The organism is Nocardioides sp. REDSEA-S30_B4, from assembly GCF_001627265.1.
In the GTDB taxonomy this organism is placed as follows: domain Bacteria; phylum Actinomycetota; class Actinomycetes; order Propionibacteriales; family Nocardioidaceae; genus Nocardioides.
This window is the reverse complement of record NZ_LUPI01000079.1, coordinates 44,919-70,681: the sequence shown is the minus strand read 5'-3', so window position 1 is coordinate 70,681 and position 25,763 is coordinate 44,919. Positions and strand designations below refer to the sequence as shown.

27 protein-coding genes and 1 pseudogene are annotated in these 25,763 nt (G+C 72.1%); 11 read left to right on the top strand and 17 right to left on the bottom strand.

The window, feature by feature from the left end:
- Position 1: 1 nt before the first annotated feature.
- Genes allB through A6R01_RS14535 form a run of 7 tightly spaced genes read left to right on the top strand, consistent with a single transcriptional unit; the run spans position 2 to position 8,608 of the window.
- The gene (gene allB, locus A6R01_RS14565) at positions 2-1,330 is read left to right on the top strand and encodes an allantoinase AllB (RefSeq protein WP_292607237.1); all 1,329 of its coding nucleotides are present in this window, start codon (positions 2-4) and stop codon (positions 1,328-1,330) included.
- A complete protein-coding gene (locus A6R01_RS14560) occupies positions 1,327-2,556 on the top strand; it encodes an alanine--glyoxylate aminotransferase family protein (RefSeq protein WP_292607233.1) in 1,230 nt (409 codons plus the stop codon). Before allB ends, A6R01_RS14560 begins: the two co-directional genes overlap by 4 nt.
- Positions 2,553-3,839, top strand: coding sequence for an allantoate amidohydrolase (locus tag A6R01_RS14555; RefSeq protein WP_292607231.1), 1,287 nt, complete (start codon positions 2,553-2,555; stop codon positions 3,837-3,839). Before A6R01_RS14560 ends, A6R01_RS14555 begins: the two co-directional genes overlap by 4 nt.
- Complete coding sequence (locus A6R01_RS14550; RefSeq protein ID WP_292607229.1) at positions 3,836-4,690, top strand: MurR/RpiR family transcriptional regulator; 855 nt, start codon at positions 3,836-3,838, stop codon at positions 4,688-4,690. The genes A6R01_RS14555 and A6R01_RS14550 overlap by 4 nt, the downstream gene beginning before the upstream one ends.
- Positions 4,690-5,439 (top strand): FAD binding domain-containing protein, encoded by a 750-nt coding sequence (locus tag A6R01_RS14545; RefSeq protein WP_292607227.1) that lies wholly within the window; start codon positions 4,690-4,692, stop codon positions 5,437-5,439. The genes A6R01_RS14550 and A6R01_RS14545 overlap by 1 nt, the downstream gene beginning before the upstream one ends.
- Positions 5,436-8,129, top strand: a complete 2,694-nt coding sequence (locus A6R01_RS14540) for a molybdopterin cofactor-binding domain-containing protein (RefSeq protein ID WP_292607224.1) — start codon at positions 5,436-5,438, stop codon at positions 8,127-8,129. Before A6R01_RS14545 ends, A6R01_RS14540 begins: the two co-directional genes overlap by 4 nt.
- Positions 8,114-8,608 carry a nucleoside deaminase gene (locus A6R01_RS14535; protein WP_292607221.1) on the top strand — a complete coding sequence of 165 codons (495 nt, stop codon included), beginning with the start codon at positions 8,114-8,116 and terminating at the stop codon, positions 8,606-8,608. Before A6R01_RS14540 ends, A6R01_RS14535 begins: the two co-directional genes overlap by 16 nt.
- A gap of 165 nt (positions 8,609-8,773) precedes the next feature.
- Here the strand turns inward: A6R01_RS14535 and A6R01_RS14530 are convergent, their stop codons facing one another.
- From A6R01_RS14530 to A6R01_RS14495, 8 genes are all read right to left on the bottom strand, one after another.
- Positions 8,774-8,983, bottom strand: a complete 210-nt coding sequence (locus A6R01_RS14530) for a hypothetical protein (protein ID WP_292607219.1) — start codon at positions 8,981-8,983, stop codon at positions 8,774-8,776.
- Positions 8,984-9,053: 70 nt separating this feature from the next.
- Positions 9,054-9,920, bottom strand: coding sequence for an ABC transporter permease (locus tag A6R01_RS14525; RefSeq protein ID WP_292607216.1), 867 nt, complete (start codon positions 9,918-9,920; stop codon positions 9,054-9,056).
- Positions 9,917-10,717 (bottom strand): ABC transporter permease, encoded by an 801-nt coding sequence (locus tag A6R01_RS14520; protein ID WP_292607214.1) that lies wholly within the window; start codon positions 10,715-10,717, stop codon positions 9,917-9,919. Before A6R01_RS14520 ends, A6R01_RS14525 begins: the two co-directional genes overlap by 4 nt.
- Before the next feature lie 13 nt (positions 10,718-10,730).
- Entirely contained in the window at positions 10,731-11,558 is an 828-nt protein-coding gene (locus A6R01_RS14515; protein WP_292607212.1) for an ABC transporter ATP-binding protein, read from the bottom strand.
- A 10-nt stretch (positions 11,559-11,568) separates the two neighbouring features.
- Complete coding sequence (locus A6R01_RS14510; protein ID WP_292607209.1) at positions 11,569-12,675, bottom strand: ABC transporter substrate-binding protein; 1,107 nt, start codon at positions 12,673-12,675, stop codon at positions 11,569-11,571.
- Positions 12,676-12,750: 75 nt separating this feature from the next.
- Positions 12,751-13,458 carry a YoaK family protein gene (locus A6R01_RS14505; protein WP_292607207.1) on the bottom strand — a complete coding sequence of 236 codons (708 nt, stop codon included), beginning with the start codon at positions 13,456-13,458 and terminating at the stop codon, positions 12,751-12,753.
- 42 nt (positions 13,459-13,500) lie between these two features.
- A complete protein-coding gene (locus A6R01_RS14500) occupies positions 13,501-14,508 on the bottom strand; it encodes an SGNH/GDSL hydrolase family protein (RefSeq protein WP_292607204.1) in 1,008 nt (335 codons plus the stop codon).
- Between the two features lie 31 nt (positions 14,509-14,539).
- Positions 14,540-14,800: a metal-sensitive transcriptional regulator gene (locus tag A6R01_RS14495; protein WP_292607202.1), complete on the bottom strand. Its 261-nt coding sequence runs from the start codon at positions 14,798-14,800 to the stop codon at positions 14,540-14,542.
- Positions 14,801-14,952: 152 nt separating this feature from the next.
- Here A6R01_RS14495 and A6R01_RS14490 point away from each other — a divergent pair, with 152 nt between their 5' ends.
- Positions 14,953-17,478, top strand: a complete 2,526-nt coding sequence (locus A6R01_RS14490) for a response regulator (protein ID WP_292607199.1) — start codon at positions 14,953-14,955, stop codon at positions 17,476-17,478.
- Between the two features lie 133 nt (positions 17,479-17,611).
- Here the strand turns inward: A6R01_RS14490 and A6R01_RS14485 are convergent, their stop codons facing one another.
- From A6R01_RS14485 to A6R01_RS14470, 4 genes are all read right to left on the bottom strand, one after another.
- Positions 17,612-18,268, bottom strand: coding sequence for a hypothetical protein (locus tag A6R01_RS14485; RefSeq protein ID WP_292607197.1), 657 nt, complete (start codon positions 18,266-18,268; stop codon positions 17,612-17,614).
- A gap of 42 nt (positions 18,269-18,310) precedes the next feature.
- Positions 18,311-18,574 carry a type II toxin-antitoxin system RelE/ParE family toxin gene (locus tag A6R01_RS14480; RefSeq protein ID WP_292607194.1) on the bottom strand — a complete coding sequence of 88 codons (264 nt, stop codon included), beginning with the start codon at positions 18,572-18,574 and terminating at the stop codon, positions 18,311-18,313.
- On the bottom strand, positions 18,571-18,855 hold the full coding sequence (locus A6R01_RS14475; RefSeq protein WP_292607191.1) for a type II toxin-antitoxin system Phd/YefM family antitoxin: 285 nt from the start codon (positions 18,853-18,855) through the stop codon (positions 18,571-18,573). The genes A6R01_RS14480 and A6R01_RS14475 overlap by 4 nt, the downstream gene beginning before the upstream one ends.
- A 65-nt stretch (positions 18,856-18,920) precedes the next feature.
- The gene (locus A6R01_RS14470; protein WP_292607188.1) at positions 18,921-19,223 is read right to left on the bottom strand and encodes a putative quinol monooxygenase; all 303 of its coding nucleotides are present in this window, start codon (positions 19,221-19,223) and stop codon (positions 18,921-18,923) included.
- Positions 19,224-19,366: 143 nt separating this feature from the next.
- Between A6R01_RS14470 and A6R01_RS14465 the strand changes: the two genes are divergently transcribed.
- A complete protein-coding gene (locus A6R01_RS14465) occupies positions 19,367-20,326 on the top strand; it encodes a sterol desaturase family protein (protein WP_292607186.1) in 960 nt (319 codons plus the stop codon).
- 11 nt (positions 20,327-20,337) lie between these two features.
- Here A6R01_RS14465 and A6R01_RS14460 read toward each other — a convergent pair whose 3' ends face one another.
- The 5 genes from A6R01_RS14460 to A6R01_RS14440 all read right to left on the bottom strand — a co-directional run bounded on the left by A6R01_RS14460 (position 20,338) and on the right by A6R01_RS14440 (position 23,826).
- Positions 20,338-20,655, bottom strand: a complete 318-nt coding sequence (locus A6R01_RS14460; RefSeq protein WP_292607184.1) for a type II toxin-antitoxin system RelE/ParE family toxin — start codon at positions 20,653-20,655, stop codon at positions 20,338-20,340.
- Complete coding sequence (locus A6R01_RS14455; RefSeq protein WP_292607182.1) at positions 20,652-20,873, bottom strand: addiction module protein; 222 nt, start codon at positions 20,871-20,873, stop codon at positions 20,652-20,654. Before A6R01_RS14455 ends, A6R01_RS14460 begins: the two co-directional genes overlap by 4 nt.
- 85 nt (positions 20,874-20,958) lie before the next feature.
- Complete coding sequence (locus A6R01_RS14450; protein ID WP_292607180.1) at positions 20,959-21,591, bottom strand: hypothetical protein; 633 nt, start codon at positions 21,589-21,591, stop codon at positions 20,959-20,961.
- A gap of 259 nt (positions 21,592-21,850) precedes the next feature.
- Positions 21,851-22,936, bottom strand: coding sequence for a redox-regulated ATPase YchF (ychF, locus tag A6R01_RS14445; protein WP_292607177.1), 1,086 nt, complete (start codon positions 22,934-22,936; stop codon positions 21,851-21,853).
- Positions 22,937-22,989: 53 nt separating this feature from the next.
- Entirely contained in the window at positions 22,990-23,826 is an 837-nt protein-coding gene (locus A6R01_RS14440) for a M57 family metalloprotease (RefSeq protein ID WP_292607175.1), read from the bottom strand.
- On the opposite strand from A6R01_RS14440, the pseudogene A6R01_RS14435 reads away from it, so the two are divergent.
- A pseudogene (locus A6R01_RS14435) lies at positions 23,825-24,583 on the top strand (exodeoxyribonuclease III); the annotation flags it as partial. The gene A6R01_RS14440 and the pseudogene A6R01_RS14435 overlap by 2 nt on opposite strands.
- 82 nt (positions 24,584-24,665) lie before the next feature.
- On the top strand, positions 24,666-25,721 hold the full coding sequence (locus A6R01_RS14430) for a DNA recombination protein RmuC (RefSeq protein ID WP_292607173.1): 1,056 nt from the start codon (positions 24,666-24,668) through the stop codon (positions 25,719-25,721).
- Positions 25,722-25,763 lie beyond the last annotated feature (42 nt).

Genomic DNA, 25,763 nt, shown 5'->3' with positions numbered 1-25,763 from the left:
CGTGGTCGAGGCCCTCACGGCCGTGCGCGCCCGCCACGTCCTGGTCGACGGTGCCCTCCGTCCCGCCACGGTGCGCGTCGCCGACGGCCGGATCACCGAGGTGGCGGCGTACGACGACGGGCGCGACGCCCCCGACGCGGTGGACCTGCCCGACACCGCCCGGCTGCTGCCCGGCGTCGTCGACACCCACGTGCACGTCAACGAGCCCGGCCGCACCGAGTGGGAGGGGTTCGCGACGGCGACGACGGCCGCCGCCCGCGGCGGCGTCACCACGATCATCGACATGCCGCTGAACTCCGTCCCGCCCACCACCTCCGTCGACCACCTCCGCCTCAAGCAGCAGGTGGCGGCCGAGAAGGCGCGCGTGGACGTGGGCTTCTGGGGCGGCGCCGTGCCCGGCAACCTCGCCGACCTGCGGCCGCTGTGGGAGGCCGGTGTCTTCGGGTTCAAGTGCTTCCTCGCCCCGTCGGGCGTCGACGAGTTCCCGCCCCTGGGCCCCGACGAGCTCGACGCCGCGTTGGCCGAGATCGCGGGCTTCGGCGGGCTGATGATCGTGCACGCCGAGGACGCCCGGGTGCTCGACGAGGCGCCCCACCCGCCGAGCCGCGCGTACGCCGACTTCCTGCTCTCCCGCCCCGACCGCGCCGAGACCGACGCGATCCGCCGGCTGCTCGACGGTGCCCGCGCGACCGGCTGCCGCGTGCACGTGCTGCACCTCTCGAGCGCCCGCGCCCTCGACCTGCTCGCCGACGCCCGCGCCGAGGGGCTGCCCGTGACGGTCGAGACCTGCCCGCACTACCTCTGCTTCAGCGCGGAGGAACTGCCCGACGCCGCCCCGCAGTTCAAGTGCTGCCCGCCGATCCGCGACCGCGGCAACCGCGACGCCCTGTGGGACGCGCTGGTCGAGGGTGTCATCGACTGCGTCGTCTCCGACCACTCCCCCTCCACCCCGGAGGAGAAGGGCCGTGGCGACGGCGACCTGCAGCAGGCCTGGGGCGGCATCTCCGGGCTGCAGGTCGGCTTCACCGCCGTCGCCGACGAGGCCGCCGCCCGCGGCATCGGGCTCGAACAGGTCAGCCGCTGGATGGCCACCGCCTCCGCCGACCTCGTCGGGCTGGCGCACAAGGGTCGGATCGCGGTCGGTGCCGACGCCGACCTCACCGTCCTCGACACCGCCGCACCCCTCGACGTGCGCGCCGCCGACCTCGCCCACCGGCACCCGATCAGCGCCTACGACGGCCGCCGGCTCGCCGGCTCGGTCACCCACACCTGGCTGCGCGGCGAGGAGCCGACCGCCGGCCGTCTGCTCACTCGGGAGGCAGCAGCATGACCACACCACCCAGCCCGAGCCCGAGCCCGCCGATGCCGCCGCGGCTGCTGATGGGCCCCGGCCCGATCAACGCCCACCCCCGGGTGCTGCAGGCGATGTCGATGCAGCTCGTCGGCCAGTTCGACCCGTCGATGACCGCGGCGATGAACGAGACGATGGCGCTCTACCGCGAGGTCTTCCGCACCGACAACGAGCACACGCTGCTCGTCGACGGCACCTCCCGCGCCGGCATCGAGGCCGCGCTGGTCAGCCTGCTCGAGCCGGGCGACCGGGTGCTCGTGCCGGTCCTCGGACGCTTCGGCCACCTGCTGGTCGAGATCGCCGAGCGCTGCGGCGCGGAGGTGCACACCGTCGAGGTGCCGTGGGGCGAGGTCGTGCCCGACGAGGCGGTCGAGGACGCCGTACGCCGGGTGCGTCCGCGCCTGGTCGCGGCCGTCCAGGGCGACACCTCGACCACCATGTGCCAGCCGCTATCGGGCATCGGGGAGATCTGCCGACGCGAGGGGGTGCTGCTCTACGTCGATGCCACGGCCAGCCTCGGGGGCAACCCGTTCGAGACCGACGCCTGGGGCATCGACGTGGCCAGCGCCGGGTTGCAGAAGTGCCTCGGCGGGCCGTCCGGATCCGCCCCGATCACCATCGGGCCGCGCGCGGTGGAGGTGATCGAGGGCCGCAAGCACGTCGAGGCCGGGCTGCGCACCGACGACGACCGGCCGCGCGGCACCCGGATCGCGTCGAACTACCTCGACCTCGCGCAGATCATGGACTACTGGGGCCCGCGCCGGCTCAACCACCACACCGAGGCCACGACGATGCTCTACGGCGCCCGCGCCTGCGCGCAGGTGCTGCTCGAGGAGGGCCTGGACCAGGCGATCGAGCGGCACCGGCTGCACGGCACCGCGATGCTCGAGGGCGTGCGCGGCCTGGGCCTGGAGGTCTTCGGCGACGTCGAGCACAAGATGACCAACGTCGTGGCCGTGCACATCCCCGACGGCGTCGACGGGGACGCAGCCCGCGCGACGATGCTGGAGGACTTCGGCATCGAGATCGGCACCTCCTTCGGCCCTTTGCACGGCAGGGTCTGGCGGATCGGCACGATGGGCTGGAACGCCCGCCGCGACGCCGTGCTCACCACCCTCGCCGCGCTCGAGGCGGTGCTGCGCGCCGCGGGCGTGCCGGTCACCGCCGGCGGCGGCACCGGCGCTGCGTCGGAGGTCTACGCGTGAGCGGCGGGACCTCCAGCGACGCGGCCCTGGTGCTGGACCGCTGCCACGAGCTCGCCCGCTACTCCGCCCACCCGGTCCACCTCGAGCGCACCCACCTGACCCGCCAGCACGCCCAGGCCAACCAGGTGGTCGCCGGCTGGATGGCCGACGCCGGTCTGCGCACCTGGGTCGACGCCGCCGGCAACGTGTGCGGCCGACGCGAGGGCCGCGAACCCGGACTGCCCGCGCTGCTCCTCGGCTCCCACCTCGACACCGTCCCCGACGCCGGCTCCTACGACGGGATGCTGGGGGTCGTCATGGCGATCGCCGTGGCCCAGCGGCTGCACGACGTCGAGCTCCCCTTCGCCCTGGAGCTGATCGGCTTCAGCGACGAGGAGGGCTCGCGCTTCGGCACCGCCCTGCTCGGCTCCCAGGCCGTCGCCGGGCACTGGCTCGAGGACTGGTGGGACCTGCGCGACCGCGACGGGGTGACGCTGCACCAGGCGTTCCTCGACTTCGGTCTGGACCCACGCCGGGTCCACGAGGCGGCGCGGCAGCCGCACGAGCTCGTCGGCTACCTCGAGGCACACATCGAGCAGGGCCCCTACCTCGAGGCCCGCGACGAGCCGCTGGGCTACGTCACGACGATCGCGGGGGCACGGCGGTTCCGCCTCTCGGTGGTGGGCGAGGCCCGGCACGCCGGCGGCACGCCGTACGCCCGCCGTCGCGACGCCCTCGTCGGCGCCGCCGAGGTGATCACCGAGATCGAGCGGATGGCGCGCGCGTCCGGGGACGCCGACGAGCACGACGGCTGCATCGCGACCGTCGGCCGCATCGAGGTGCAGCCGGGCGCGGTCAACGTGATCCCCGGTCGCGCCGACCTCAGCCTCGACCTGCGCGCGGCCACCGACGAGGCGCGCGACGCGATGTGGGCGCGGATGGAGCGGCGGCTCGAGGAGATGTGCGAGGCCCGCGGGCTGCGCTTCGAGGCCCAGGAGCGGCACCGCGCCCCCGCCGCCCCGTGCGCGCCGTGGCTCACCGACGCCGTCGTCGCCGGCATCGGGTCCACGGGACAGCAGGACCCGCTGGGCCTGTGGAGCCGCGCCGGGCACGACGCCATGGCGATGGCGCGGATCACCGACATCGGCATGCTCTTCCTGCGCTGCCACGACGGCATCAGCCACCACCCCGACGAGGCGGTGCTGCTCGAGGACGTCGAGGTCGGCCTGGACGCGTTCGAGGCCGCCGTGCGCGCCACCGCCGCGACGTACGCCGCCCGCGACCTGCGATCGAGCCCGGCATGAGCGTCCCGACCTCGCCCGACATGACCGAACTGCGCATCGAGGAGCGGATCGCCGCCACCCGGATGGACCTCTCCCCCCAGGAGCGCAAGGCCGCCGCGACCCTGCTCGAGCACCTCGACGACCTCGCGACCTACCGCGCGGCCGAGCTCGCCCAGCTGGCCGGGGTCTCCAAGGCGACGATGAGCAGGCTCTTCCGGTCGTTGGGCTTCGCCGACTTCGACGAGGTCCGCGAGCACCTGCGCACCCTGCGCACCTCCACCGGTGAGCCCCGTAGCCGCGACGGCGGTAGCTGGGGCGACCTGCCCACGCACCTGGCCCGCGAGGCCGAGGTCGTACGCCGCGCGGTCGAGCACCCCGTCGTCCCGCAGGTCGTCGCGCTGCTGGCCGCCGCCCGACGGGTGACCGTCGTGGGCTGGCGCAACAGCCACCCCGTGGCGCTGCACCTGCGCCAGCAGCTGGCCCACGCCCGCGGCGACGTGCGGCTCGCGCCGCTGCCCGGTCAGGTCGTCGGCGAGGAGCTCGCCGACGTGGGGCCCGGGGACGCCGTGGTCGTGGTCGGCTTCCGGCGCCGCCCGGCCGGCTTCGGCGACGTGCTGCGCGAGGCCGCGGCCAGCGGGGCCGACGTGGTGCTGGTCGCGGACCCCACCGCGATCGAGCACGCCCGCACGGCCACGCTGTGGCTGGAGTGCCCGGTCTCCAGCGCGCTGGCCTTCGACTCCTACGCCGCGGCGATGAGCCTGGTCAGCGTGCTGGCCGACGGGGTGCTGGCCACCCTCGGCGACCCCGCGCAGCAGCGGGTCCGCGCGATCAGCCGCGCCTACGAGCGGATGGCCGAGGTGGAGGGCGGCTGATGGACCTCACGACCGTCTCCTCCCACCGGCTCGCGCGCCGGCGCGAGGACCTGCTCCTCGGTGTCGGCGAGACCCTGCTCGCCGGCGGCACCTGGCTCTTCTCCGAGCCGCAGCCGGCCACCACCGGCCTCGTCGACCTCACCACGCTGGGCTGGCCGGACCTCGAGCAGCTGCCCGACGGCTCGCTGCGGATCGCCGCGACCTGTCCGGTCGCGGTGCTGCGTGAGCGCGGCGGCCTCTTCGCGTGGTGCGCCGACGCGCTGCTGATGTCTCCCAAGGTGCAGGCGGTCGCCACCGTCGGCGGCAACGTCTGCCTCGGGCTGCCGGCCGGCGCGATGACCTCGCTGCTGGCCGGGCTCGACGCGACGGCCGTCGTGTGGACCCCCGACGGTGACGAGCGGCTCGTCGCCGTCGCGGACCTCGTGGTCGGCAACGCGGCCACGTCGCTCACCTCCGGCGAGGTCGTGCGCTGCTTCGACGTCCCCGCCGCGTCCCTGGCCGCGCCCGTCGCCCACCGCTGCTTCTCGCTGGCCGACCTCGGCCGCTCCGCCGGAGTCGTGATCGGGCTGCGCACGGCCGACGGCGTCCGGGTCACCGTCACCGGCTCCACCACCCGACCGGTCGTGCTCGCCGACGGTCAGGGCGTCGAGGCGATCGACTGCTGGCACGAGGACGCCCACGGTGCGCGCGACTGGCGGGTGGCACAGACCGCCCGCTGCCTCGCCGAGGTCCGCGAGGAGCTCGGATGATCGTCAACGGCTCCCCCACCGACACTCCGCCGGCCCCCGGTCAGTGCCTGCGTACCTACCTGCGCGCCGCCGGCCACCTGGACGTGAAGAAGGGCTGCGACGCCGGCGACTGCGGCGCCTGCACCGTGCTCGTCGACGGGCAGCCGCGGCAGTCCTGCCTGGTGCCCGCGGTCCGCGCTGCCGACGCCGAGGTCACCACGCTCGCCGGGCTCGGCTCCCCGGACGACCTGCACCCCACCCAACGGGCCTTCCTCGAGGCGCAGGGCTTCCAGTGCGGCTTCTGCACCGCCGGTTTCGTGGTCACGGCCTCCACAGGTGCCTGCACCGACCGCGACCTCAAGGGCAACCTGTGCCGCTGCACCGGCTACCGCAGCATCCGCGACGCGATCGCCCAGCAGTCGGCCGAGGTCCCCCCAGGTGGTCTCGACGCCCGCTCGTCGCTGGCGTCGAGACCACCGGAGACGGCCGTCGGGGAGTCGACCCGCCCGCCCGCCGCGGTCGACGTGGTGACCGGCCGAGCGGCGTACACGCTCGACCTGCCCGTCACGGACGCCACCACTGACCCCGCCACCGACACGCTCCACCTCGCGGTGCTGCAGAGCCCGCACAGCCACGCGGCGATCACCCGCATCGACACCGCAGCGGCGGAGGCGCTGCCCGGGGTGCACCTGGTGCTGACCCATCGCGACGACCCCGGTGTGCTGTTCTCGACCGCGCGCCACGACAGCCGGCTCGACGACCCCGACGACACCCGCGTCCTCGACGACGTGGTCCGCTTCGCCGGGCAGCGCGTGGCCGCCGTCGTCGCCGACTCCCCGGCCATCGCCGAGGCCGCGCTCCGCCTCCTCCACGTGGAGTACGACGTCAGGCCGGCCGTCCACGACCCCGAGTCCGCCCGCGCGGCCGGTGCACCGCTCGTGCACGGGGAGAAGGATCCCGCCACCTCCCGCATCAGCGAGCCGGGTCGCAACGTGGTCGCCCAGACGCACGGCGAGGTCGGCGACGTAGCCGCTGGGCTCGCCGCCGCCACCCACCGCGTCCACGGCACCTGGCGCACGGCCCGGGTCAACCAGGCCGCGATGGAGACCCATGCGGCGCGGGCCTGGCTGGACGCGCCGCTGGCCGAGGGTGGGCGGCTGGTGGTGCGCTCGTCGAGCCAGGTGCCGTTCCTGGTGCGCGACGAGCTCGCGCACGTGCTGGGGCTGGAGCCGTCGCAGGTGCGGGTGTCGACCGGTCGGGTCGGCGGCGGCTTCGGTGGCAAGCAGGAGATGCTCGTCGAGGACCTCGTGGCGCTGGCGGTGCTCCGGTTGGCCGAGCGCGGCGTGCACCGGCCGGTGCAGTGGGAGCTGACCCGGGAGCAGCAGTTCACGCTGGTGCCGGGTCGGCACCCGTTCCGGGTCGAGGTGGAGCTCGGGGCCGACGCCGGCGGGGTGCTGACCGCGATGCGGCTCGACGTGCTCAGCGACACCGGCGCCTACGGCAACCACGCCGTCGGCGTCCTCTTCCACGGCTGCCACGAGTCGGTCGCGCTCTACCGCTGCGCCAACAAGCGCGTCGACGCCGAGGCGGTGTACACCCACACCGTCCCGGCCGGGGCGTTCCGCGGCTACGGCCTGGGGCAGGTGATCTTCGCGATCGAGTCCGCGCTGGACGACCTGGCCCGCGAGGTCGGCCTCAGCGCTGCGGAGATCAGGCGCCGCAACGCGGTCGTGCCCGGCGACGAGCTGGTCGTCAACGGACCGGCCGTCGACGACATCGTGCACGCCACCGACGGGCTGCCCCAGTGCCTGGACCTCGTCGAGCGGGCGCTGGCCGCCACAGAGGACGGGCCGCCGGGTTCGGGGTGGCTGGTCGGCGAGGGGCTGGCCGCCGCCATGATCGCGACCATCCCGCCGCGCGGGCACCACAGCACCGCCACCGTGACGCTGACCGAGGACGGGTCGGTCGAGGTCGGGGTCGGGAGCGCGGAGTTCGGCAACGGGTCCGCCACGGTCCACGCGCAGCTGGTCGCCACGGCCCTCGGGGACCGCGTCGACCCGGCCCGGATCCGGGTCCGCGGCGGTGACACCGACGCAGCGGCGTACGACACCGGGGCCTACGGCTCCACCGGCTCCGGCGTCGCCGGCGGGGCGGTCCACGCCGCGGCGCAGGACCTCGCCCGGCGCCTCGACGCCGGGGAGACCCGGCGCCCGCTGGTCGGCACCGGCGAGCACCACGGAACCCCGCGCTCGGTGGCCTTCAACGTGCACGGCGTCCGGGTGGCGGTGCACCCGCCGACCGGCGAGGTGCGGGTGCTGCGCAGCGTGCACGCCGCCGACGCCGGGGTCGTGCTCAACCCCGAGCAGCTGCGCGGCCAGGTCGAGGGCGGTGTGGCCCAGGGCTTCGGGTCCGCACTGCAGGAGGAGGTGCGGCTCGAGGACGGTGTGGTCACCACCCGCACGTTCCGCGACTACCGCGTGCCCCAGATCGGGCAGGTGCCGCACACCGAGGTGCTCTTCGCCGACACCGTCGACCCGGTCGGGCCGCTCGGCGCGAAGTCGATGAGCGAGGCCCCCTACAACCCCGTCGCCCCCGCCGTGGCCAACGCCGTCCGCGACGCCACCGGCCGCCGCCCCCGCGAGCTCCCGATGAGCCGCGACCGGGTCTGGCGGCTCCTGACGTCCGAGGAGGACCCGTGCCCGATCCCCTGACCCGCACCCCGCAGACCCACGAGGACTTCCTGCAACAGGCCGTCGACCTGGCGGTCGCCAACGTCGCGGCCGGCGGCGGACCGTTCGGGGCGCTCGTGGTGCGCGACGGCGAGGTGCTCGCCACCGGGCAGAACCGGGTCACCCGTGACCTCGACCCCACCGCGCACGCCGAGGTCGTCGCGATCCGTGCCGCGTGCCGGGAGATCGGCGACTTCTCGCTGGCCGGCTGCGTCCTCTACACCTCGTGCGAGCCGTGCCCACTGTGCCTGGCCTCCGCGCTGTGGGCACGCCTGGACCGGGTCACCTTCGCCGCCGACCGGGACGACGCCGCCCGCGGCGGCTTCGACGACCGCGCGTTCTACGACCTCTTCGACACCCCGCGCGAGCAGTGGGAGACCCCCGTCGCGCCGCTCGTGCTCGAGGGCTCCTTCGCCCCCTTCGACGCGTGGCTGGCGAAGGCGGACCGGACGCAGTACTAGCCCCACCGCTGGTCGAGGTGCGAGGCCGGCCCACGGCCGAGCCTCGAGACCCCTTCGACCAGCGACATCCCGACCGGGGTCTCGAGGCTCCTCGCTGGCGCTCGTCGCACCTCGACCAGCGACGCTCCACGGCCGAGCCTCGAGACCTCTCGACCGGCGAGGCGCTCAGGCGTCGCGCCAGAGCAGCCAGCACATCCACAGCGAGGCGCCCCACAGCGCGAGGACCGGCAGGTCGCCGGTGTTGAGCCCGTGGCTGAGCGAGATCTCCCAGAGCGTCTGACCCGCCCACGGGCCGTGGCCGGCGATGAGCAGCACGCACAGGATCGAGCTGACGAGGTAGAAGCCGATCGCGATGAGGCGGCGGCGCTCCCTCACGCTCCCACCCCCATGACGTGCTCCCGAGACGTGCTGACCGACTGGCCGACCGACAGCACAGCGTGCCCCATCACAGCTGGGACTGGCTCATCCCCATCCGGGCGAGCACGACGGTCTCGGCCAGCTGCACGAGGTTGTAGAGCAGCAGCGTGACCAGGGTGATGATCGCGACCGAGGCCCACAGGTTGTCGAACTGGGCGGCCGCGTTGAACTTCACGATCTGACCACCCACCCCCTTGCCGGTCGAGAGCCACTCGGCCAGCAGCGCCCCGGTGACCGCGCCCGGCACCGAGACGCGCGCCGCGGCGAAGAGCGAGGGCAGGGCGCCGGGGACGGCGACCTTCAGCAGCGCCGCGAGGTTGCCGCCGCCGTAGACGCGCACCAGGTCCAGGCTCTCCTTGTTGGCTCGCGAGAGCCCGAAGAGCACCGACGCCAGCGCGGGGAACAGCACCACGATCGAGCCGATCACCGCGACCGAGGCGGTGGTGCCGCGACCGGTGAGCAGGATGATCACCGGTGCGATCGAGACCAGTGGGATCGAGCGTAACAGCAGCGCCAGCGGCATCACGCCCGCCTCGACGGTCTTCGACAGCGTGAACAGCACCGCCAGCACGATCGCGATCGCCATGCCGACGACGAAGCCGATCGCTGCGTCCTTCAGCGACACGGCCGCCAGGTCGAAGAGCAGCTCGCGGCGCTCCTCCGCGGTCGCCCGGGCGTCGGGGTCGGTGACGAAGAGGAAGCGCCACACGTCGAGCGGGCCCTTGGCGACGTACGGCGAGATCTTCCCGCTCATGATCAGTGCCTGCCACGCGGCCAGCACGATGCCGACGGTGATCGCGGCGTTGAGCAGGCCCTTGCCCACAGCGGTCAGCACGGCACGCGACGTGCCGGCGACGCTCCCCGTCGCGACCGCGGGGCCGGTCCCGCCGCTCATGGCGTGCTCCGTCCGGAGACCCAGGGCGTGACCAGGCGCGAGACCAGCCCGAGCGCGCCGTACCCGACCATCGCGACCAGCGCGCACAGCAGGAACACCGCCCACACCCGCTCGGAGTCGAGGTTGCCCTGCAACCGGATCAGCAGGATGCCGACACTGCGGTCGGTGGCGCCCATGTACTCCCCCAGCACCGCTCCTAGGAACGCCGTGGGCACCGCGATCTGCAGCGCGTTGAGGATGCCCGGGAGCGCGGCGACCAGGCGCACCTTGCGCAGCTGGGTGAACCTCCCGCCGCCGAAGACGCGGATCACGTCGAGGCTGGCCCGGTCGGCGGCCTTGAAGCCCAGCAGCGCGCCGACCACGGTGGTGAAGAAGACCGCGAGCGCGGCCAGGAAGATCGCCGTCGTCGACGGGTCGCCGGGCCGGGTCGCCCCGCCCAGCACCACGATCGAGATGCCGCCGACCGCCACCAGCGGCAGGCAGTACGACACGACCGCGACCTGCACGATGATCGGCTCCAGTCGCGGCGCGAGCAGGACGGTCGCCGCGAGCAGCAGCGCCGCCAGGTTGCCCCACAGGAAGCCCCAGGCGGCCTCGGTGATGGTGACTCGGAAGGAGTCCCAGTACGCCGAGAAGCCGTCCTCGACCAGCTGGCCCAGCACGGCGCCCGGTGACGGCACCGGCGTGTAGGTCCCGGTGTCGGGGCGGAAGGCCAGCGCGAAGAGCCACCACGCCGCCATCAGCACCCCGACGCCGATGACGCCGGAGAGCCAGCCGGGGATCCGACGCTCGCCCATCCCTCCCCCGCCCTCAGGCCTCGGCCGCCGCGCGGCCGTCGGCGCCGAAGAGCAGCTCGGAGGCCCGGTCCACGAAGTGGTGGAACTCCGGGGTCCGCATCATCTCCGGCGTGCGCGGACGCGGGAGGTCGACGTCGATGACCTCCTTGATCCGGCCCGGGCGCGGGCTCATCACCGCGACCTGGTCGGAGAGGAAGATCGCCTCGGAGATGCCGTGGGTGACCAGCAGCGTGGTCGCCGGCTTCTCGGTCCAGATCCGCAGCAGCTCCAGGTTGAGGTTCTGCCGGGTCATGTCGTCGAGGGCACCGAAGGGCTCGTCGAGCAGCAGCACCGACGGCTTGAGCGCCAGCGCGCGGGCGATCGAGACCCGCTGCCGCATGCCGCCGGAGAGCTGGGCGGGCTTGGCGTTCTCGAAGCCGGTGAGCCCCACCAGGGCGATCAGCTCGGCGACGTACTCCTTGTCGACCGGGCGGCCGGCGACCTCGAAGGGCAACGCGATGTTCTTCACGACGCTGCGCCACGGCAGCAGCGCGTGGTCCTGGAAGGCGATGCCGAGCTCGCTGTCCTTGCGCAGCTCCGCGGGGGTGCGCCCGTCGACCAGGGCCTGGCCGCTGGTGGGCTCCTCGAGCCCGGCCAGCACCCGCAGGATCGTCGACTTGCCGCAGCCCGAGGGCCCCAGCAGCGCCAGGAACGACCCCTGCTCGGTGTGCAGGTGCGCGTCCTCCAGCGCGGTCACGCTCCTGCCCGCGCCGACCTTGAAGGTCTTGCCCAGTCCGTCGACCTGAATGCCGGTGCCGCCCCGACGGGCGGCACCGGCACCGGGTGTGTGCTCAGCGGTCATCGGTGGTCGATCAGCCGAGGTAGTCCAGGAGCTCGGGGTACTCCTCGTAGATGCCGTCGATGATCGTGGTGTCGAAGAGCTCGTCGACGCTGACCTCCCAGCCGGCCGCGGCCAGCGAGTCGACGGTCTGCTGCTTGAGCTCGTCGGTGATCGTGAACAGGCCGTTGGCCTCGGTGTCGGGAGTGGAGATCAGGTCCGCCTGCGCCGCCAGGCCCTGGGCCGTCTTGGCCGGGTCGAGGGCGCCGAAGACCGCCTCGAGGCCCTCCTCGTTCTCCGAGGCCGCCTGGTCGTAGTACTTCATGATGAGCGCGACGGTGTCGTCGGTCGGCTCGGTGAACGTGTCGCTCCAGCCCTTGATCTCCGCGACGAGCAGCGCCTCGAGGAGGTCGGGGTTCTCGGCGAGGTATTGGTCGGTGACGGTGTAGGTCTCCGCGACGTAGGGCACGCCGTTGTCGGCGTACGGCAGGTTCGTGATGTCGAAGCCGGCGTTCTCGACCGTGATGGCCTCGTTGGTGAGGTAGGCCATGAAGCCGTCGACCTCGCCCTCCATCAGCGGGGTGGGGTCGAAGTCCACGGGCACGACCTCGACGTCGTCGGGGTCGATGCCGTTGGCGTTGAGGATCGCGGCGAAGACGCTGGCGTTGGAGTCCTGCACGCCGATCTTCTTGCCGACCAGGTCCTCGGGCGTCGCGATGTCGGCGCCGTCGGCCAGCGAAAGGATCGTGAAGGGGTTCTTCTGGAAGGTCGCGGCGATGATCTTCAGCGGGGCGTCCTGCTCGGCGATCGCGGCGCCCACGGACGCTGCGTCGGAGAGCGCGACCTGGACCGTGCCGCTGAGCAGCTTGGCCACACCGGTGTCGGGGCCGGAGATGCCGAACACCTCGTCGAAGCCGGCCTCGTCGTAGTAGCCGTTCTCGTAGGCGTAGAACTCCCCGGCGAACTCCTCGTTCTTGATCCAGGAGTACTGCATGGAGATCTCGCCGTACGACGCCTCCCCGTCGGATCCGGTCCCGGCGATCTCGCCGTCGTCGGACCCGCAGGCCGAGAGGCTCAGGACGAGGGCCGCGGACACCGCGGCGAGCCCGCGCATCGAGCGCGAGCGGGGGGTGATGGACATGGCGTTCCCTCCGGGTGTGGTCTCGGGTTCGCCGCAACGTATCCAGGGCGCGTTTCACGCACTGGCACGTTCGTTTCAGGGTTGTGAAATGTGCAGCCGCCCGTGCGTGGAGCCCACCAGCGTGGCCGCCAGGATGAGCACGGCGGCGAGCATGAGCCCCGCGCCGACGTGGATCTTCAGCAGCGCGGCACCGACGGCCGCGCCGGCCAGGATCAGCACCACGGCCAGGAAGCGACGTCCCGAGCCACCCCCGTCGGTGCGCGACTTCCCCGAGCCCAGGCGGGAGTCGGCGGCCAGGCCGGTGATCGTGGAGGTGACGACCACGGTGGTGACGTCCTTGACCGCGACGAAGCGCGCGGTGGCGGCCTGGAGCCCCATCGCCGCACCGAGCAGCGTCGTGACCGGCAGCCCCACCGCGGGGTCGGGGTGGTCCCCGACCACCAGCAGCACCACGGCGAGCCCCAGGCAGACCAGTCCGACGGTGAGGAAGAGCGCGGTGGTCAGGCCGGTCCACTTGCCGGCGGCGCGCTTGAGCACCCGGCCACCCAGCGCGGCCCCCGCCATGAAGCCGACCAGCGCCAGCACCGGGCCGACCACCGGCAGGTCCTCGGCGCCGACGACCGCCATGCCGAGGATCACGACGTTGCCGGTCATGTTGCCGGTGAAGACCCGGTCCAGGCCCAGGAAGCCCACCGCGTCCACGATGCCGGTCGTGAAGGTGAGCACCAGCATCAGCACCAGGTGCAGCCGATCGGCGGGGACGGCGGCGAGTCGGTTCGTCACGCTCCCATTGTGGGGGCACGGCCGCTCCGAGGCGGTGGCCGGTCAGTCGAAGATGTCGGGGTCCCGCTGGCGGAGGTGGTCGAGGATCGCGGCGGCCTGACCGCGGGCGCCGGCCGCGTTGGGGTGGGCCGGGACGCCCATCGCCGGGTCGTTGGCCGAGGGACCGTAGACCTCGGCCCAGCGGACGTTGGGCTCACCGCACAGGTCGACGCCCTCCGGCGTACGGCGGTAGGTGTTGACGTACTCCGCGCCGCCGCGGCGGGCCGCGCGCTTGACCATCTTGTTGAGCTGACGGAACTTCTGGGAGATCCAGGCCATGTCCTCGTCGGAGGCCGGGACCGTGGGGTAGCACCCGTGGTCGGGCACGACGTCGATGTAGTCGATGGCCAGAATGCGTGCACCGGGCGAGATGTCGTGGATGGTGCGGAAGGCGCGTACGAGCTTCTTGGTCGACTGCCGGATGTTGCGGCCGATCTGGTCGTAGCCGTCGGCGGTGTACTTCGCCTTGCACCCGCCGAACGGCAACCCGGCACCGGAGTCGGTGATCGGGTTGTCCACGGGGATCAGACCCAGGCAGTCCAGGCCCGCACTGGCGACCCCGGCGTCGTTGCCGCCGATGCCGACGGTGACCAGGTCGGTGGTGGGGCTGAGCCGGTCGAACTGCGGCGGGTTGGTGCCGCCCAGCGGGAGACCCGTCTGCGGCTCGTAGAAGTCGTCGGTCGTGGCCGAGCCGCACGAGGCGTCGCGGAACTCCCCGACGCTGAGGGCCTCGGCGAGGATCTTGGGGTAGTTGCGGTGCGACTGGGCGCAGTCGATGGGTGCGTGGGTGGTGTCGGGCACCCCGTCGCGGTTGAGGATGACGACGTCGGCGGTCCAGGAGTCGCCGAGTGCGACGTACTCCATCCCGGCCGGCGGCAGGCGGCGCTCGGGGGTGGGCGCAGCGGCTCCGGGGGCCGGGAGCAGGGTGGTGGCGAGGGACAGCGGCAGCGCGACCGCGGCGGTCAGCGCTGCGACTCGGCGCGAGCGGTGGCGGGGGCGGAGGTCGGACACGTAGTGACCAACGCCACACCCCGCCTCGAGGTCACGCGAGGGAGAGGAAAAGCTTCTCCATCTTCTTCAGGTCCTCCTCGGCCGGGGTGCCGTCGGCCATGCACTCCTGCAGGCCGGTGGCGACGATGGCGAAGCCGCTGCGCGCCAGCGCCTTGTTGACCGCGGCGAGCTGGGTCAGGACCGACTCGCAGTCCGACCCCTCCTCCATCATCCGGATCACGCTGGCGAGGTGCCCGTGGGCACGCTTCATGCGCAGGATGATCGCGCGGATGTCCTGGGGGTCGAGGTCCATCTGGTGCTCCCGTGTCAGCAGGGGCCACTCCCACGGCCCTGGTGTGGATACCAAGGTACGCCTAAGTTCCTGATCCCGCAGGGGGGAGTTGCTGCGCATCCGGACCGCGATGAGTCAGGCTGTCCCCCGCAGCCCTCCAAGGACGGATCCACATGCGCACACTGGACGGCCCTCGAGCCGCGCTGACCCTGCTGGGGGCCCTGACGATCGGACTCGCAGGCCTCGCGGCAGTGGCCCCGGGGCCGGTCTACGACGCCGGCTACCTCACGGTCGTCTCGGGGGCGGCGGTCATCGCGTGGTGGGGTTGCCGGCGGCGTACGGGTCTCACGCGGACGCTCGGGATGCTGGTCGCGGCCGCCCTCACCGCGACCGCCGCCGCGGATCTGATCTGGTACGCCTACTACTGGACCTCCGGCGAGCCCGACATCTCCCTCGCCGACGTGCCGTACCTCTCCTCCTACGTCTTCCTGGGGATCGCGCTGCTCCTCGTCCTGCTCCGCTCGCAGCGGCAGCACCTGCGTCTCGAGGGCGCCCTGGACGCGGCCACCATCGTGGTGGTCTGCGTGCTGCTGCTGTGGGAGCTGGCCGTCGAGGGCATCCTCGACGACCGCAGCGTCGACTGGGCGACCCGGTCGGTGTGGGCCGCCTACCCGATCCTCGACGCCGTGCTGCTCGGGCTGACGCTGCGGGTGGTGCTGGTCCGATCGGCACGAGCCGTGGTCGGCTGGGTCTTCTTCGTGGGCCTGAGCCTGTGGCTGCTGCCGGACCTGGGCTACCTGCTCCTGCCCGAGCCGGGTGTCGTCGGAGATGCCCTGCTCGACCTCGGCTGGATGCTCGCCTCCGTGGTCCTGGCGTGGTCCGCGGTGCAGCCTTCCCGACCGGCAGCGCAGCAGGAGACGACCGGCTCACCCGCCCTGGGCCCCAGGCTCGCGATCGCGGTCCTGCCCCTGCTCGTGCCCACCGCACTCCAGCTGCGGGTGCTCGCCACCGACAGCATGGACGCCGCGGTCGCGACCGCCGGCGGCATGGCGGTCCTGGTGGCGCTGGCGCTCGTGCGGACCTGGTCCCTGCTGGACGAGCAGCGGCGCACGGCGGTCGAGCTCGCCGAGGCTCGCGACGAGGCGCTGGCGGCCTCCCGCGCCAAGTCGTCGTTCCTGGCGACGATGAGCCACGAGATCCGCACCCCCATGAACGGTGTCATCGGGTTGACCGGTCTCCTGCTGTCGACCGACCTCGACGCGCGACAGCGGGAGTACGCGCAAGGCGTCCGCACGGCCGGCGACGCGCTGCTGGGGATCATCAACGACATCCTGGACTTCTCCAAGGTCGAGGCCGGCGCGATGGACATCGAGGACATCGACTTCCTGCTCAACGAGGTCGTCGACGACGTCGCGGCGATCGTGGCCGAGCCGGCCCGCGGCCGCGACCTTGAGCTGCTGGCCTACTGCTCGCCGGAGGTGCCCGTCGCGCTGCGCGGCGACCCCGGTCGGCTGCGGCAGGTGCTGCTCAACCTCGCGACCAATGCCGTGAAGTTCACCCACGAGGGCGAGGTCGTGATCAGCGCGCACCTCGACGGCGGCACACCCGAGGGGCCGGTGATCCGCTTCGAGGTGCGCGACACCGGCATCGGGCTGCCCGCCGGTCGCCGCGACCGGCTCTTCGACCCCTTCACCCAGGCCGACTCCTCCACCACCCGCCGCTACGGCGGCACCGGGCTGGGCCTGGCCATCTGCGCCCGCCTCACCACCGCCATGGGCGGCACGATCGGCGTCGAGAGCGAGCCCGGCCAGGGCAGCACGTTCTGGTTTCGGCTGCCGATGCGGCTGGCCGCCGACCAGCCGGTGACCCGCCCGGCGGGGCCTCGCAGCCTCGAGGGTCGCCGCGCACTGGTCGTCGACGACAACGCGACGAACCTGATGGTGCTCGACGGCCAGCTCGAGGCCTGGGGCATGAGCGTCGACACCGCCGGGTCGGCCGCGGCGGGGCTCGAGCTGATGAGGGAGGACTCGGCGTCGTACGACGTCGTGCTGCTGGACCTGTGCATGCCGGACATGGACGGCCTGGAGCTGGCACGGGCGATCTCCACCGACCCGGCCCTGCGGGGACCGAGACTGGTGCTCCTCACCTCCGACACCGAGGTCGATCATGACGAGGCGTGGGAGGTGGGGGTCCGCGAGATCCTGGCCAAGCCGCTGCCGATGTCGCGGTTGCGCGACCTGCTCTCGGCGTTGCTGACGAGGACCTCGCCGGAGCTGGCGACACCGGTCGACGAGCCGGTCGAGGTCGCGCCGCGGGCGCGCTCCCGGGTGCTGGTCGCCGAGGACAACGACGTCAACCAGATCGTCGCGGAGGGCATCCTGAAGGCGCTGGGCTACGACTGCGACATCGCCGCCGACGGGCAGGAGACCCTCGCGGCGCTGGAGCGCAGGCCGTACGCCGCGGTGCTGATGGACTGCCAGATGCCGGTGATGGACGGCTACGACGCCACCCGCGAGCTGCGCCGCCGCGAGGCCGAGCAGGGTCTGCCGCGGTTGCCGGTGATCGCCATGACCGCCTCGGTGACCGAGGGCGAGCGCGAGCGCTGCGAGGCCGCCGGCATGGACGACTTCGTCCCCAAGCCGATCACCCCCTCCGACCTCGGCTCGGCCCTCGAACGCTGGACGGGCACGCGGGCGTGATCACTTGTGTCCCAGGGGTCTCGTGGGTCACGGAATCGGGATACTCCGCATGCCATTTCCTGCTTACTGCGCAGTAGGCAGGAAACCGGATGCGTCGTATCCCGGCCGTCCCACCACCGCGCGCCGCGAGAATTCAGGCCGACCGCACGTGCGGCGTGATGAGCGCCGTGCGGACGCTCATGCCGAGCTCACGGGTGCGCAGCGTGGTGATCCGGCGACCGGGCTGGACGGCGTCCTTGGGGGTGCCGGCGAGCTCGCCGAGCAGCTCGACGGCCACCTCGAGCTCGGGGGCCACGTGGGTGAGGCCCCACAGCCGGGCGGGCCGGTCGGCGGCGGGGCCCTCCCCAGGCTCGGGCGGCCCGACCACCTCCACGATCACGTCCTCGAGCCGGTAGAACACCTGCCGCATCGCGACTCCACCGAGCTCGCCGTCGCGCTCGCGACGCGGCTCCAGGGCGATCTCGCCGAGCGCGGCGACGGTGCGCGGCAGGTCGGGCGTCATGAGCACGACGTGGTCGAGGTGCGTGACGCCGTTGGGGTGCGCCGACTTCGCGGGCGGGTCGCTCTCGCGGGCCGCGACAGCCGTCGGGATCCCGTCCACCTCCCGGATCCGTACGCCGCTGGGCAGCCCCGCCAGGGTCCACCCGACGATCCCGCGGCCGGCCTCGGGCCCCAGCAACCGGATCCGCAACCGACGGATGCGGCACACGCCGTCGGCGACCGCGAACCCGGCCCGCTCCCACGCCTCGGCGGTGTCGGCGACCTGCAGCTCCTCGACGGTGATGCTCACGGTCGGTGATCGTACGGACACCGGGCCTGGCCCGTGGAAGGGTCAGGAGTACGCGTCGCGTCGGTGCCTCGTCGTGATGACACGCACGACCACGACGTCGTCGTGCACCTCGTAGATGATGCGGAACTCCCCACGGCGGGCGGAGTAGCGCCCCGCGAGCTCGCCTCGCAACGGCTTGCCGACGCGATGGGGCTCCTCGGCCAGGACGTCATGGAGGAAGTTGGCGCACGCCGCGGCCACTGCCTCGGGGAGGCTGTGGGTCAGTGCTCGCCGGGCGGCAGGCGACAGCTCGATGCGGTGGGTCACTCCCGCAGTCGTCCCGACGCCCGCATCTCCGCGCGTACCTCGTCCAGCGACGTCGTCCGTCCGGCGGCCATGTCGGCCTCCGCCTGACGGATCTCGGCCATGGTCTCGTCGTCACTGAAGATGTCGAGCGTCTCGACCAGGGCGTCATAGTCATCGGCGCTCATGAGCACCGCTGCTCGCCGACCGTTCTTGGTGACCTCCACCCGCTGGTGCGTGCGACCCGCCTCCTCGACGAGCTTGGACAACGTGGCCCGCACCTCGGCCAGCGGGAGTGTCTTCATGTACAGGATCGTAGCGCGATCAGCCGTCACGGCCCCTGCATCACTCCTCCTCGACGCACCGGTCCTCAGTCACCCAGGGGCGAGCCCACGACCTCGAACCGGAAGCCCCCGAACTCCCCGGACAGCAGCGGTCGCGCCTCGGCGATCGAGGCCTGCACCTCCGGCTGCTCGAGCGAGGCGCGGTGGGCCTGCGCGGACGTCCATCGCTCCACCACGAACACCGTGTCGGGCTGCTGGTCGTCGACGCCCACGTCGTACTGCAGGCACCCGAGGTCGGCGAGCACCGGGCTGTGTCGGGTCAGGTGCGCCACGAGCTCGTCTCGGCGACCGGGCAGGGCGCCGAGCGTGCCGGCGTTCACGAAGGTCATGCCCAGCACGGTAGGCCGCCCCACCGACAGCAGCGCGCTCCCTGGCGGCAGACCAGCGGTCGGGCAGGCGACAGCAGAGGCTCGCCGGTCAAGTTCCGCCCGGAACCGGTGACGTCCCCCGCGGCGGATGGTTGGCTGTGCCGGTGCTCCACGATCTCTGGCAGGCCATCCCCGAGCCGCTGCACGACCCGGTCGCGCTGGCGGTGCCGTTCTTCGTGCTCTTCGTCGCGATCGAGGCGCTGGCCGCACGGATGCTCGAGGACGAGCGACCGGTCGCCGAGCGCACCGGCCCCGACGGCCGCGCGCTCCCGCTGCCCGGCGGCTACCTGACCCGTGACGCGGCGGCGTCGATCTCGATGGGCGCGGTCTCGGTGCTCACCATGACGCTGTGGAAGCTCGGCGCGCTGGGCCTGTACGCCGTGGTGTCCGCCTACCTCGCGCCCTGGCAGCTGCCGGCGGACGCGTGGTGGACCTGGGCGCTGGCGATCCTCGGCGTGGACTTCTTCTTCTACTGGGCCCATCGCGTCGCGCACCGGGTGCGACTGGTGTGGGCCACCCACCAGGCCCACCACTCCAGCGAGTACTTCAACTTCTCCACCGCCCTGCGGCAGAAGTGGAACAACTCCGCCGAGATCGTCTTCTGGCTGCCGCTGCCCCTGCTGGGCGTCCCGCCGGCGCTGGTGTTCCTGGGCTTCTCCGTCAGCCTCGTCTACCAGTTCTTCGTGCACACCGAGCGGGTCGGGACGCTGTGGCGCCCGGTCGAGCTGGTCCTCAACACGCCCTCGCACCATCGGGTGCACCACGGCTCGGACCCGGAGTACCTCGACCGCAACTACGGCGGCATCCTCATCGTCTGGGACCGCCTGTTCGGCACCTTCCAGCCCGAGCTGCACCGCCCGACGTACGGCCTGACCGTCCCGGTGGGGACGTTCAACCCGCTGCGCCTGCAGACCCACGAGTACGCCGCGATCGCGCGCGACGTCCGGGCGGCCCCGACGTGGCGCGACAAGATCGGCTACGTCTTCGGCCCGCCGGGCTGGCGCCCCGACCCGGTCGTCACCGAGCACGAGCGGCCGGGAGCCCCGGAGACCGCCGGCGCTTGAAGCACCGCGGCCTACTCCCCCGCGCGCTCAGCAACCAACGCCTCCATTGTGGCGGGGTCCTGTCGGGTGCTCACGATGGCCAACACCTCAACTCGCGGGCGCGCGACGCGATAGATCGCCATGTAGGGGAATCGCTTGACCAGGGCGCGGCGGTAGACATCGAAGGTCACCGCCCCGGACTCGGGGAACATCGACAGCCGCTCCACCTGGTCGTCCAACCTGGCCTCGAACCGGTCGGGCAGGACTGGATCTATCTGCTCGTAGTGCGCCTGGATAGCCGCGATGTCGTCCTCCACCGCAGGATGGAAGACGACCACGGCTCGGCTCATGCGCGACGCGCGGCGAGACGAGCCCTGAGCTCGTCCCAGGTCAACCCGATGGAGGGGTCGGCGTCCAGCTCGGCAGCACGCGACCGGATGACCGTCTTCTGCCCCTCGGTGACGTCGATCGGGGCCGACTCCACGGTCTTCTCGATGAACTCCACGAGCTCCAACCGCTCATCGAGGCTCATGGCCTCGATGGCCGACTGCAGCGCTGGATTCACCATGGATCGAGAGTACCCGGCACCGCAGACACCCTCGCGTGGATCAGCGGTATGCGGCGCTCGTCCCCTGCCGACAGCAAGCGGTCGTTTAATGTACGAACTCCTTCACTCTTACGACCCTGAAGTCACGAGGGCTCGACTTGGCGAGCAGTTCTGCCAACTCACGCCGCACGAGAATCTGCCGATAGGCCTTCCACCCGTCGCCGAACCATTCCGGGCTCGCAAGCACGTCGTAGTCGTCCCAGTGAGCCCTGGCCCGCAACTCGGGAAGCATCCCGAACGCAAGGGGCATCCACCGCCAGACTCCGCACTCGGCACACTCCGCCCCAGCAGTCCCATGCCGCGCTGTGGCGCGCTCCGCCAACTCCTGAGGGTCGAACCACGCAGGACCTACAGACGGAATTACGATTTGGTGCGCCTCACCCGGCGCGACGCGAGGCCATCCGACCGGCAGTGTGGTGACTGAGAACTCGCGGGCAACGCGCTCGGTGACCTCGTCGTCCATGCAGATGACGTCGAACTGCCAGTTCGGCACCCACGCCCCGGATGGGTCCGACAACCCCTTGCGCTGGAGCACAAGGGAGGCGGCTTGCTCTCGCTTCGGGACGCCGCATGCGTGGCACCATCCATCGTCACCGAACATTGGCGTCAGCCCCCAGTTCTCCTCGGGCCACGGCCAACCACGGTTCCGCTTGAAGTAGAGCTCGACGAAGTCCTTCACGGAGCTGATGCTGTCACGCCACGCCGTGCGCACTATCTAGATTGGCTTCGCCGCCCGCCAAGCGCGCTTCAAGCATCCGGCCGCAGTTTTCACATTCTGCGGGCCGGAAAAGTCCACCCAGAGTTGGAGATAAGAGAGCACGAGTGAGGCACAGTCACGCGGGCGCGTGATGGGCATGCACTGTCGGAGCCCCGAAGTAGGCTGAACCCACAACATCCATCCGGAGTTCCCCGTCAACAGCGGACAGGGCACGCCTTGCTCAGACGTTGAAGCGGAACTCCACCACGTCGCCGTCGGCCATGACGTAGTCCTTGCCCTCCATGCGGACCTTGCCGGCCTCCTTGGCCTTGGCCATGGAGCCCGCGGCGACGAGGTCGTCAAAGGAGACGATCTCGGCCTTGATGAAGCCCTTCTCGAAGTCGGTGTGGATCACGCCGGCGGCCTGCGGGGCGGTGTCGCCCTTGCGGATCGTCCAGGCGCGCGACTCCTTGGGGCCGGCGGTGAGGTAGGTCTGCAGGCCGAGGGTGTCGAAGCCGACGCGGGCCAGGACCTCCAGGCCGGGCTCGGTGATGCCGGCCTCGGCGAGGAACTCCGCGGCCTCCTCCTCGTCCAGCTCGACCAGCTCGGACTCGAACTTCGCGTCGAGGAAGATCGCCTCGGCCGGCGCGACCAGGTCGCGCATCTTGGCCTTGAGCTCCTCGTCGGCGAGCTCGTCGGAGTCGCAGTTGAAGACGTAGATGAACGGCTTCGCGGTCAGCAGCGACAGCTCACGCAGCAGCGCGCCGTCGAGCTTGCCGGCGGAGATCAGGTCGATCACCGGCGTACCGGCCTCGAGCGCCTCCTTGGCCACCTTGGTCGCCTCGAGGTTCGCGACGAGGTCCTTGACCTTGCGCGACTCCTTCTCCAGCCGCACGATCGCGCGCTCGACGGTCTCCAGGTCGGCGAGGATCAGCTCGGTCTGGATGGTGGAGATGTCGTTGCCGGGGTTGACCTCGCCGTCGACGTGGGTCACGTCCTCGTCGCGGAAGACGCGGGTCACCTGGCAGATCGCGGCGGACTCGCGGATGTGGGAGAGGAACTTGTTGCCCAGGCCCTCGCCCTGGGAGGCGCCGCGGACGATGCCGGCGATGTCGACGAACTCGACCGTGGCCGGGAGGATCTGCTCGGAGCCGAAGATCTCGGCGAGCCGCGGCAGCCGCGAGTCGGGGACCCCGACCACGCCGACGTTGGGCTCGATGGTGGCGAACGGGTAGTTCGCCGCGAGCACGTCGTTCTTGGTCAGGGCGTTGAAGAGGGTGGACTTGCCGGCGTTGGGCAGTCCGACGATGCCGATGGTGAGAGCCACGGGCCGCGAGTCTAGGCCCGCGCCCGTGGCCCTCCCCAATCAGCAGGCGAGGCTCAGGAGCCGTAGAGCGCCGCCGCGCCCTGCCGGTCGGCGTTGGTCATGCTCAGGTCCGAGGAGGACCCGTTGCACTGCGGGTAGTGCATGATCGAGGCCGAGTCGTAGGGCGTCAGTGCCCGCCAGTTGTTGTCCTCGAAGCAGGTGCCCGACTCCGGGCGGGTGTGCTCGTGACGGAAGCCCAGGGTGTGACCCAGCTCGTGGGCCACGATGTTGGACGGGCTCCAGGATCCCGAGGTCCAGATCGAGTCGTCGACCAGCACGTTGCGCGAGCGCTTGGGGGTGCTGGGGAAGAACGCGCGGGCGATGTACTGGGTGGTCCTCACCGGCTCCACCGAGAACAGCACGCTGTTGTTGCGGGTGGTGCAGCTGGAGTCCTGGCTGGGGACGTGCACGAAGTCGATCGCCGACGAGGCGGCCTCCCACTGCCCGGCGCCGCTGGCCATCGCGCTGACCATCGCGGAGTAGTCGGATCCGAACTTGGTCGAGACGCAGTAGGTGAGGTTCCCGACCTGGGAGGCGCTCCACTTGTCGTCCTTGCCGGAGACCGTGTTGACGATGAGGCCGTCCTCCATGGGCCGGCCGGTGTGCTTGTCCCCCACCATGTCGTCGTAGAACTGCCGCAGCTTGCCGCTGTCGGACACCGGCTCGTCGCCGTTGACGACGTACTGCCCGTCGGTGTCGACGAAGGTGGAGTCGCGGAACTGCTGGTAGGTCGGCACGGACGAGGAGTCCTCGGTGGCGGCGCTGGCGGTGGTGGCGCCGAGCATCGAGCAGCCGAGCGAGACGGCGAGGGCGGCTGTGGCCGCCAGGGCGCCGGTGGTGCGGTGCGACATGGGGTGCTTCCTCCCGAGTGGTGGATGGGTGCGAGCGAGTGAACCCGCGATCCCCCCGGGCCGACCAGGGTCGAGGTGGGTCAGGTTCTTGCACTGCGAGAAGATGAGCCAGGATGGCGCGGTGCGCATCGCCACCTGGAACGTCAACTCCCTCCGCACCCGCATCGACCGCGTCGAGGCCTTCCTCGACCGCCACGACGTCGACGTGCTCGCCGTGCAGGAGACCAAGGCCCGCGAGGAGCAGCTGCCGTTGATGGGGCTGCAGTCACGGGGGTACGACGTCGCCGCCGTCGGCTACAACCAGTGGAACGGCGTCGCGCTGATCAGCCGCGTCGGCCTCGAGGACGTCACCGTCGGCTTCCCGGACATGCCCGGCTTCGGCGACCCGGTCGCTGCGGAGGCACGCGCCCTCGGGGCGACCTGTGGCGGCGTACGCATCTGGAGCCTCTACGTCCCCAACGGCCGCAAGCCCGACGACCCGCACTACGTCTACAAGCTCGACTGGCTCGCCCGGTTGCGTACGGCGGCGGCCGGCTGGCTCGACGCCCCCGCCGCACTCGTGGGCGACTGGAACATCTGCCCCACCGACGACGACGTCTTCGACGTCAAGCAGTTCCGCACCAGCACCCACGTCACCCCGCCCGAGCGTGCTGCCTTCCAGGGCTTCCTCGACGACGGCTGGGCCGAGGTCACCCGCGAGCACGCCCCCGGCTACACCTACTGGGACTACTACCGCCAGCGCTTCGAGCGCGACCGCGGCCTGAAGATCGACTTCGTCCTCGGCTCCCCCGCCCTGGCGCAGCGCGTCAAGCCTCTCCACCACCCTCGCGCTGCTGCTGGTGCTGCTCGTCGGCCTCGGCCTCGGTCTCGCGCTCGGCCTGGCCCTGGGCGTGCTGCGACGCTCCCCTCTCGGCGGCGCCCTGGGCGCCGGTCCCGGCGGAGAGGCGCGGGACACCGAGGTGCTCGAGGGGCTCGACCGGCTCCACGACACCCTGCGCGACCTCGAGCATGCCCGAGTCTCCTGGCAGGGCCAGCTGCACCAGCAGGTCGACGACGTACGCCGCTCGGCCGACGGCCTGCGCCGCGAGACCCACCAGCTGACGACCGCGCTGCGCCGCCCCCAGGTGCGGGGACGCTGGGGCGAGCTCCACCTGCGCCGCACCGTCGAGCTGGCCGGACTGGTGGACCGCTGCGACTTCTCCGAGCAGGTGCGCCTCGACGACGGTGCCCAGCGCCCCGACCTGGTCGTGCACCTGGCCGGGGGCCGCGATGTCGTGGTCGACGCGAAGGTGCCGCTCGACGCGTTCCTCGACGCGGCTGCGGCTGCCGACGACGCCGAGCGCGACCACCACCTCACCCGGCACGCCCGCCAGGTGCGCACCCACGTCGACCAGCTCGGGTCGAAGGCCTACTGGAAGGCGCTGGAGGGAGCACCGGAGTTCGTGGTGCTGTTCGTGCCGGCCGAGTCGTTCCTCTCCGCCGCACTGGAGGCCGACCCGACCCTGCTCGAGCACGCCGCCGGCCGCCAGGTCGTGCTCGCCTCCCCCACCACCCTCATCGCGCTGCTGCGCACCGTGGCGCAGGGCTGGCAGCACGAGGCGCTGGCCGAGCAGGCCCGCGCGATCCACCGGCTCGGCGTCGACCTGCACCAGCGGCTGCAGGTCCTCGACCGGCACCTCGACAACGTCGGCCGCTCCCTCAACGCCGCGGTCGGCCACTACAACCAGGCGATGGGCTCCCTGGAGTCACGCGTGCTGGTCTCGGCACGCCGCTTCACCGAGCTGTCGGTCACCGACGAGGACCTGCCTGCTCCGCGGACCGTCGAGCTCCGAGCCGTCGAGCGGTCCTTCGAGCGCGAGGATCAGTCGGTCGAGCGGGACCGGTCGACGGGCTGAGTCAGGTCGGCGTCCACCTCGCCGGGTCTCGAGGTTCGTCGC

What these genes read in the sequence shown, in the direction of transcription:
- A6R01_RS14560 (WP_292607233.1), top strand. Translation starts at nt 1,327, where the DNA reads ATGACCACACCACCCAGCCCGAGCCCGAGCCCGCCGATGCCGCCGCGG.
- A6R01_RS14550 (WP_292607229.1), top strand. Translation starts at nt 3,836, where the DNA reads ATGAGCGTCCCGACCTCGCCCGACATGACCGAACTGCGCATCGAGGAG.
- A6R01_RS14545 (WP_292607227.1), top strand. Translation starts at nt 4,690, where the DNA reads ATGGACCTCACGACCGTCTCCTCCCACCGGCTCGCGCGCCGGCGCGAG.
- A6R01_RS14540 (WP_292607224.1), top strand. Translation starts at nt 5,436, where the DNA reads ATGATCGTCAACGGCTCCCCCACCGACACTCCGCCGGCCCCCGGTCAG.
- A6R01_RS14525 (WP_292607216.1), bottom strand. Translation starts at nt 9,920, where the DNA reads ATGAGCGGCGGGACCGGCCCCGCGGTCGCGACGGGGAGCGTCGCCGGC.
- A6R01_RS14520 (WP_292607214.1), bottom strand. Translation starts at nt 10,717, where the DNA reads ATGGGCGAGCGTCGGATCCCCGGCTGGCTCTCCGGCGTCATCGGCGTC.
- A6R01_RS14515 (WP_292607212.1), bottom strand. Translation starts at nt 11,558, where the DNA reads ATGACCGCTGAGCACACACCCGGTGCCGGTGCCGCCCGTCGGGGCGGC.
- A6R01_RS14510 (WP_292607209.1), bottom strand. Translation starts at nt 12,675, where the DNA reads ATGTCCATCACCCCCCGCTCGCGCTCGATGCGCGGGCTCGCCGCGGTG.
- A6R01_RS14495 (WP_292607202.1), bottom strand. Translation starts at nt 14,800, where the DNA reads ATGGACCTCGACCCCCAGGACATCCGCGCGATCATCCTGCGCATGAAG.
- A6R01_RS14490 (WP_292607199.1), top strand. Translation starts at nt 14,953, where the DNA reads ATGCGCACACTGGACGGCCCTCGAGCCGCGCTGACCCTGCTGGGGGCC.
- A6R01_RS14475 (WP_292607191.1), bottom strand. Translation starts at nt 18,855, where the DNA reads ATGAAGACACTCCCGCTGGCCGAGGTGCGGGCCACGTTGTCCAAGCTC.
- A6R01_RS14470 (WP_292607188.1), bottom strand. Translation starts at nt 19,223, where the DNA reads ATGACCTTCGTGAACGCCGGCACGCTCGGCGCCCTGCCCGGTCGCCGA.
- A6R01_RS14460 (WP_292607184.1), bottom strand. Translation starts at nt 20,655, where the DNA reads ATGAGCCGAGCCGTGGTCGTCTTCCATCCTGCGGTGGAGGACGACATC.
- A6R01_RS14455 (WP_292607182.1), bottom strand. Translation starts at nt 20,873, where the DNA reads ATGGTGAATCCAGCGCTGCAGTCGGCCATCGAGGCCATGAGCCTCGAT.
- A6R01_RS14440 (WP_292607175.1), bottom strand. Translation starts at nt 23,826, where the DNA reads ATGTCGCACCGCACCACCGGCGCCCTGGCGGCCACAGCCGCCCTCGCC.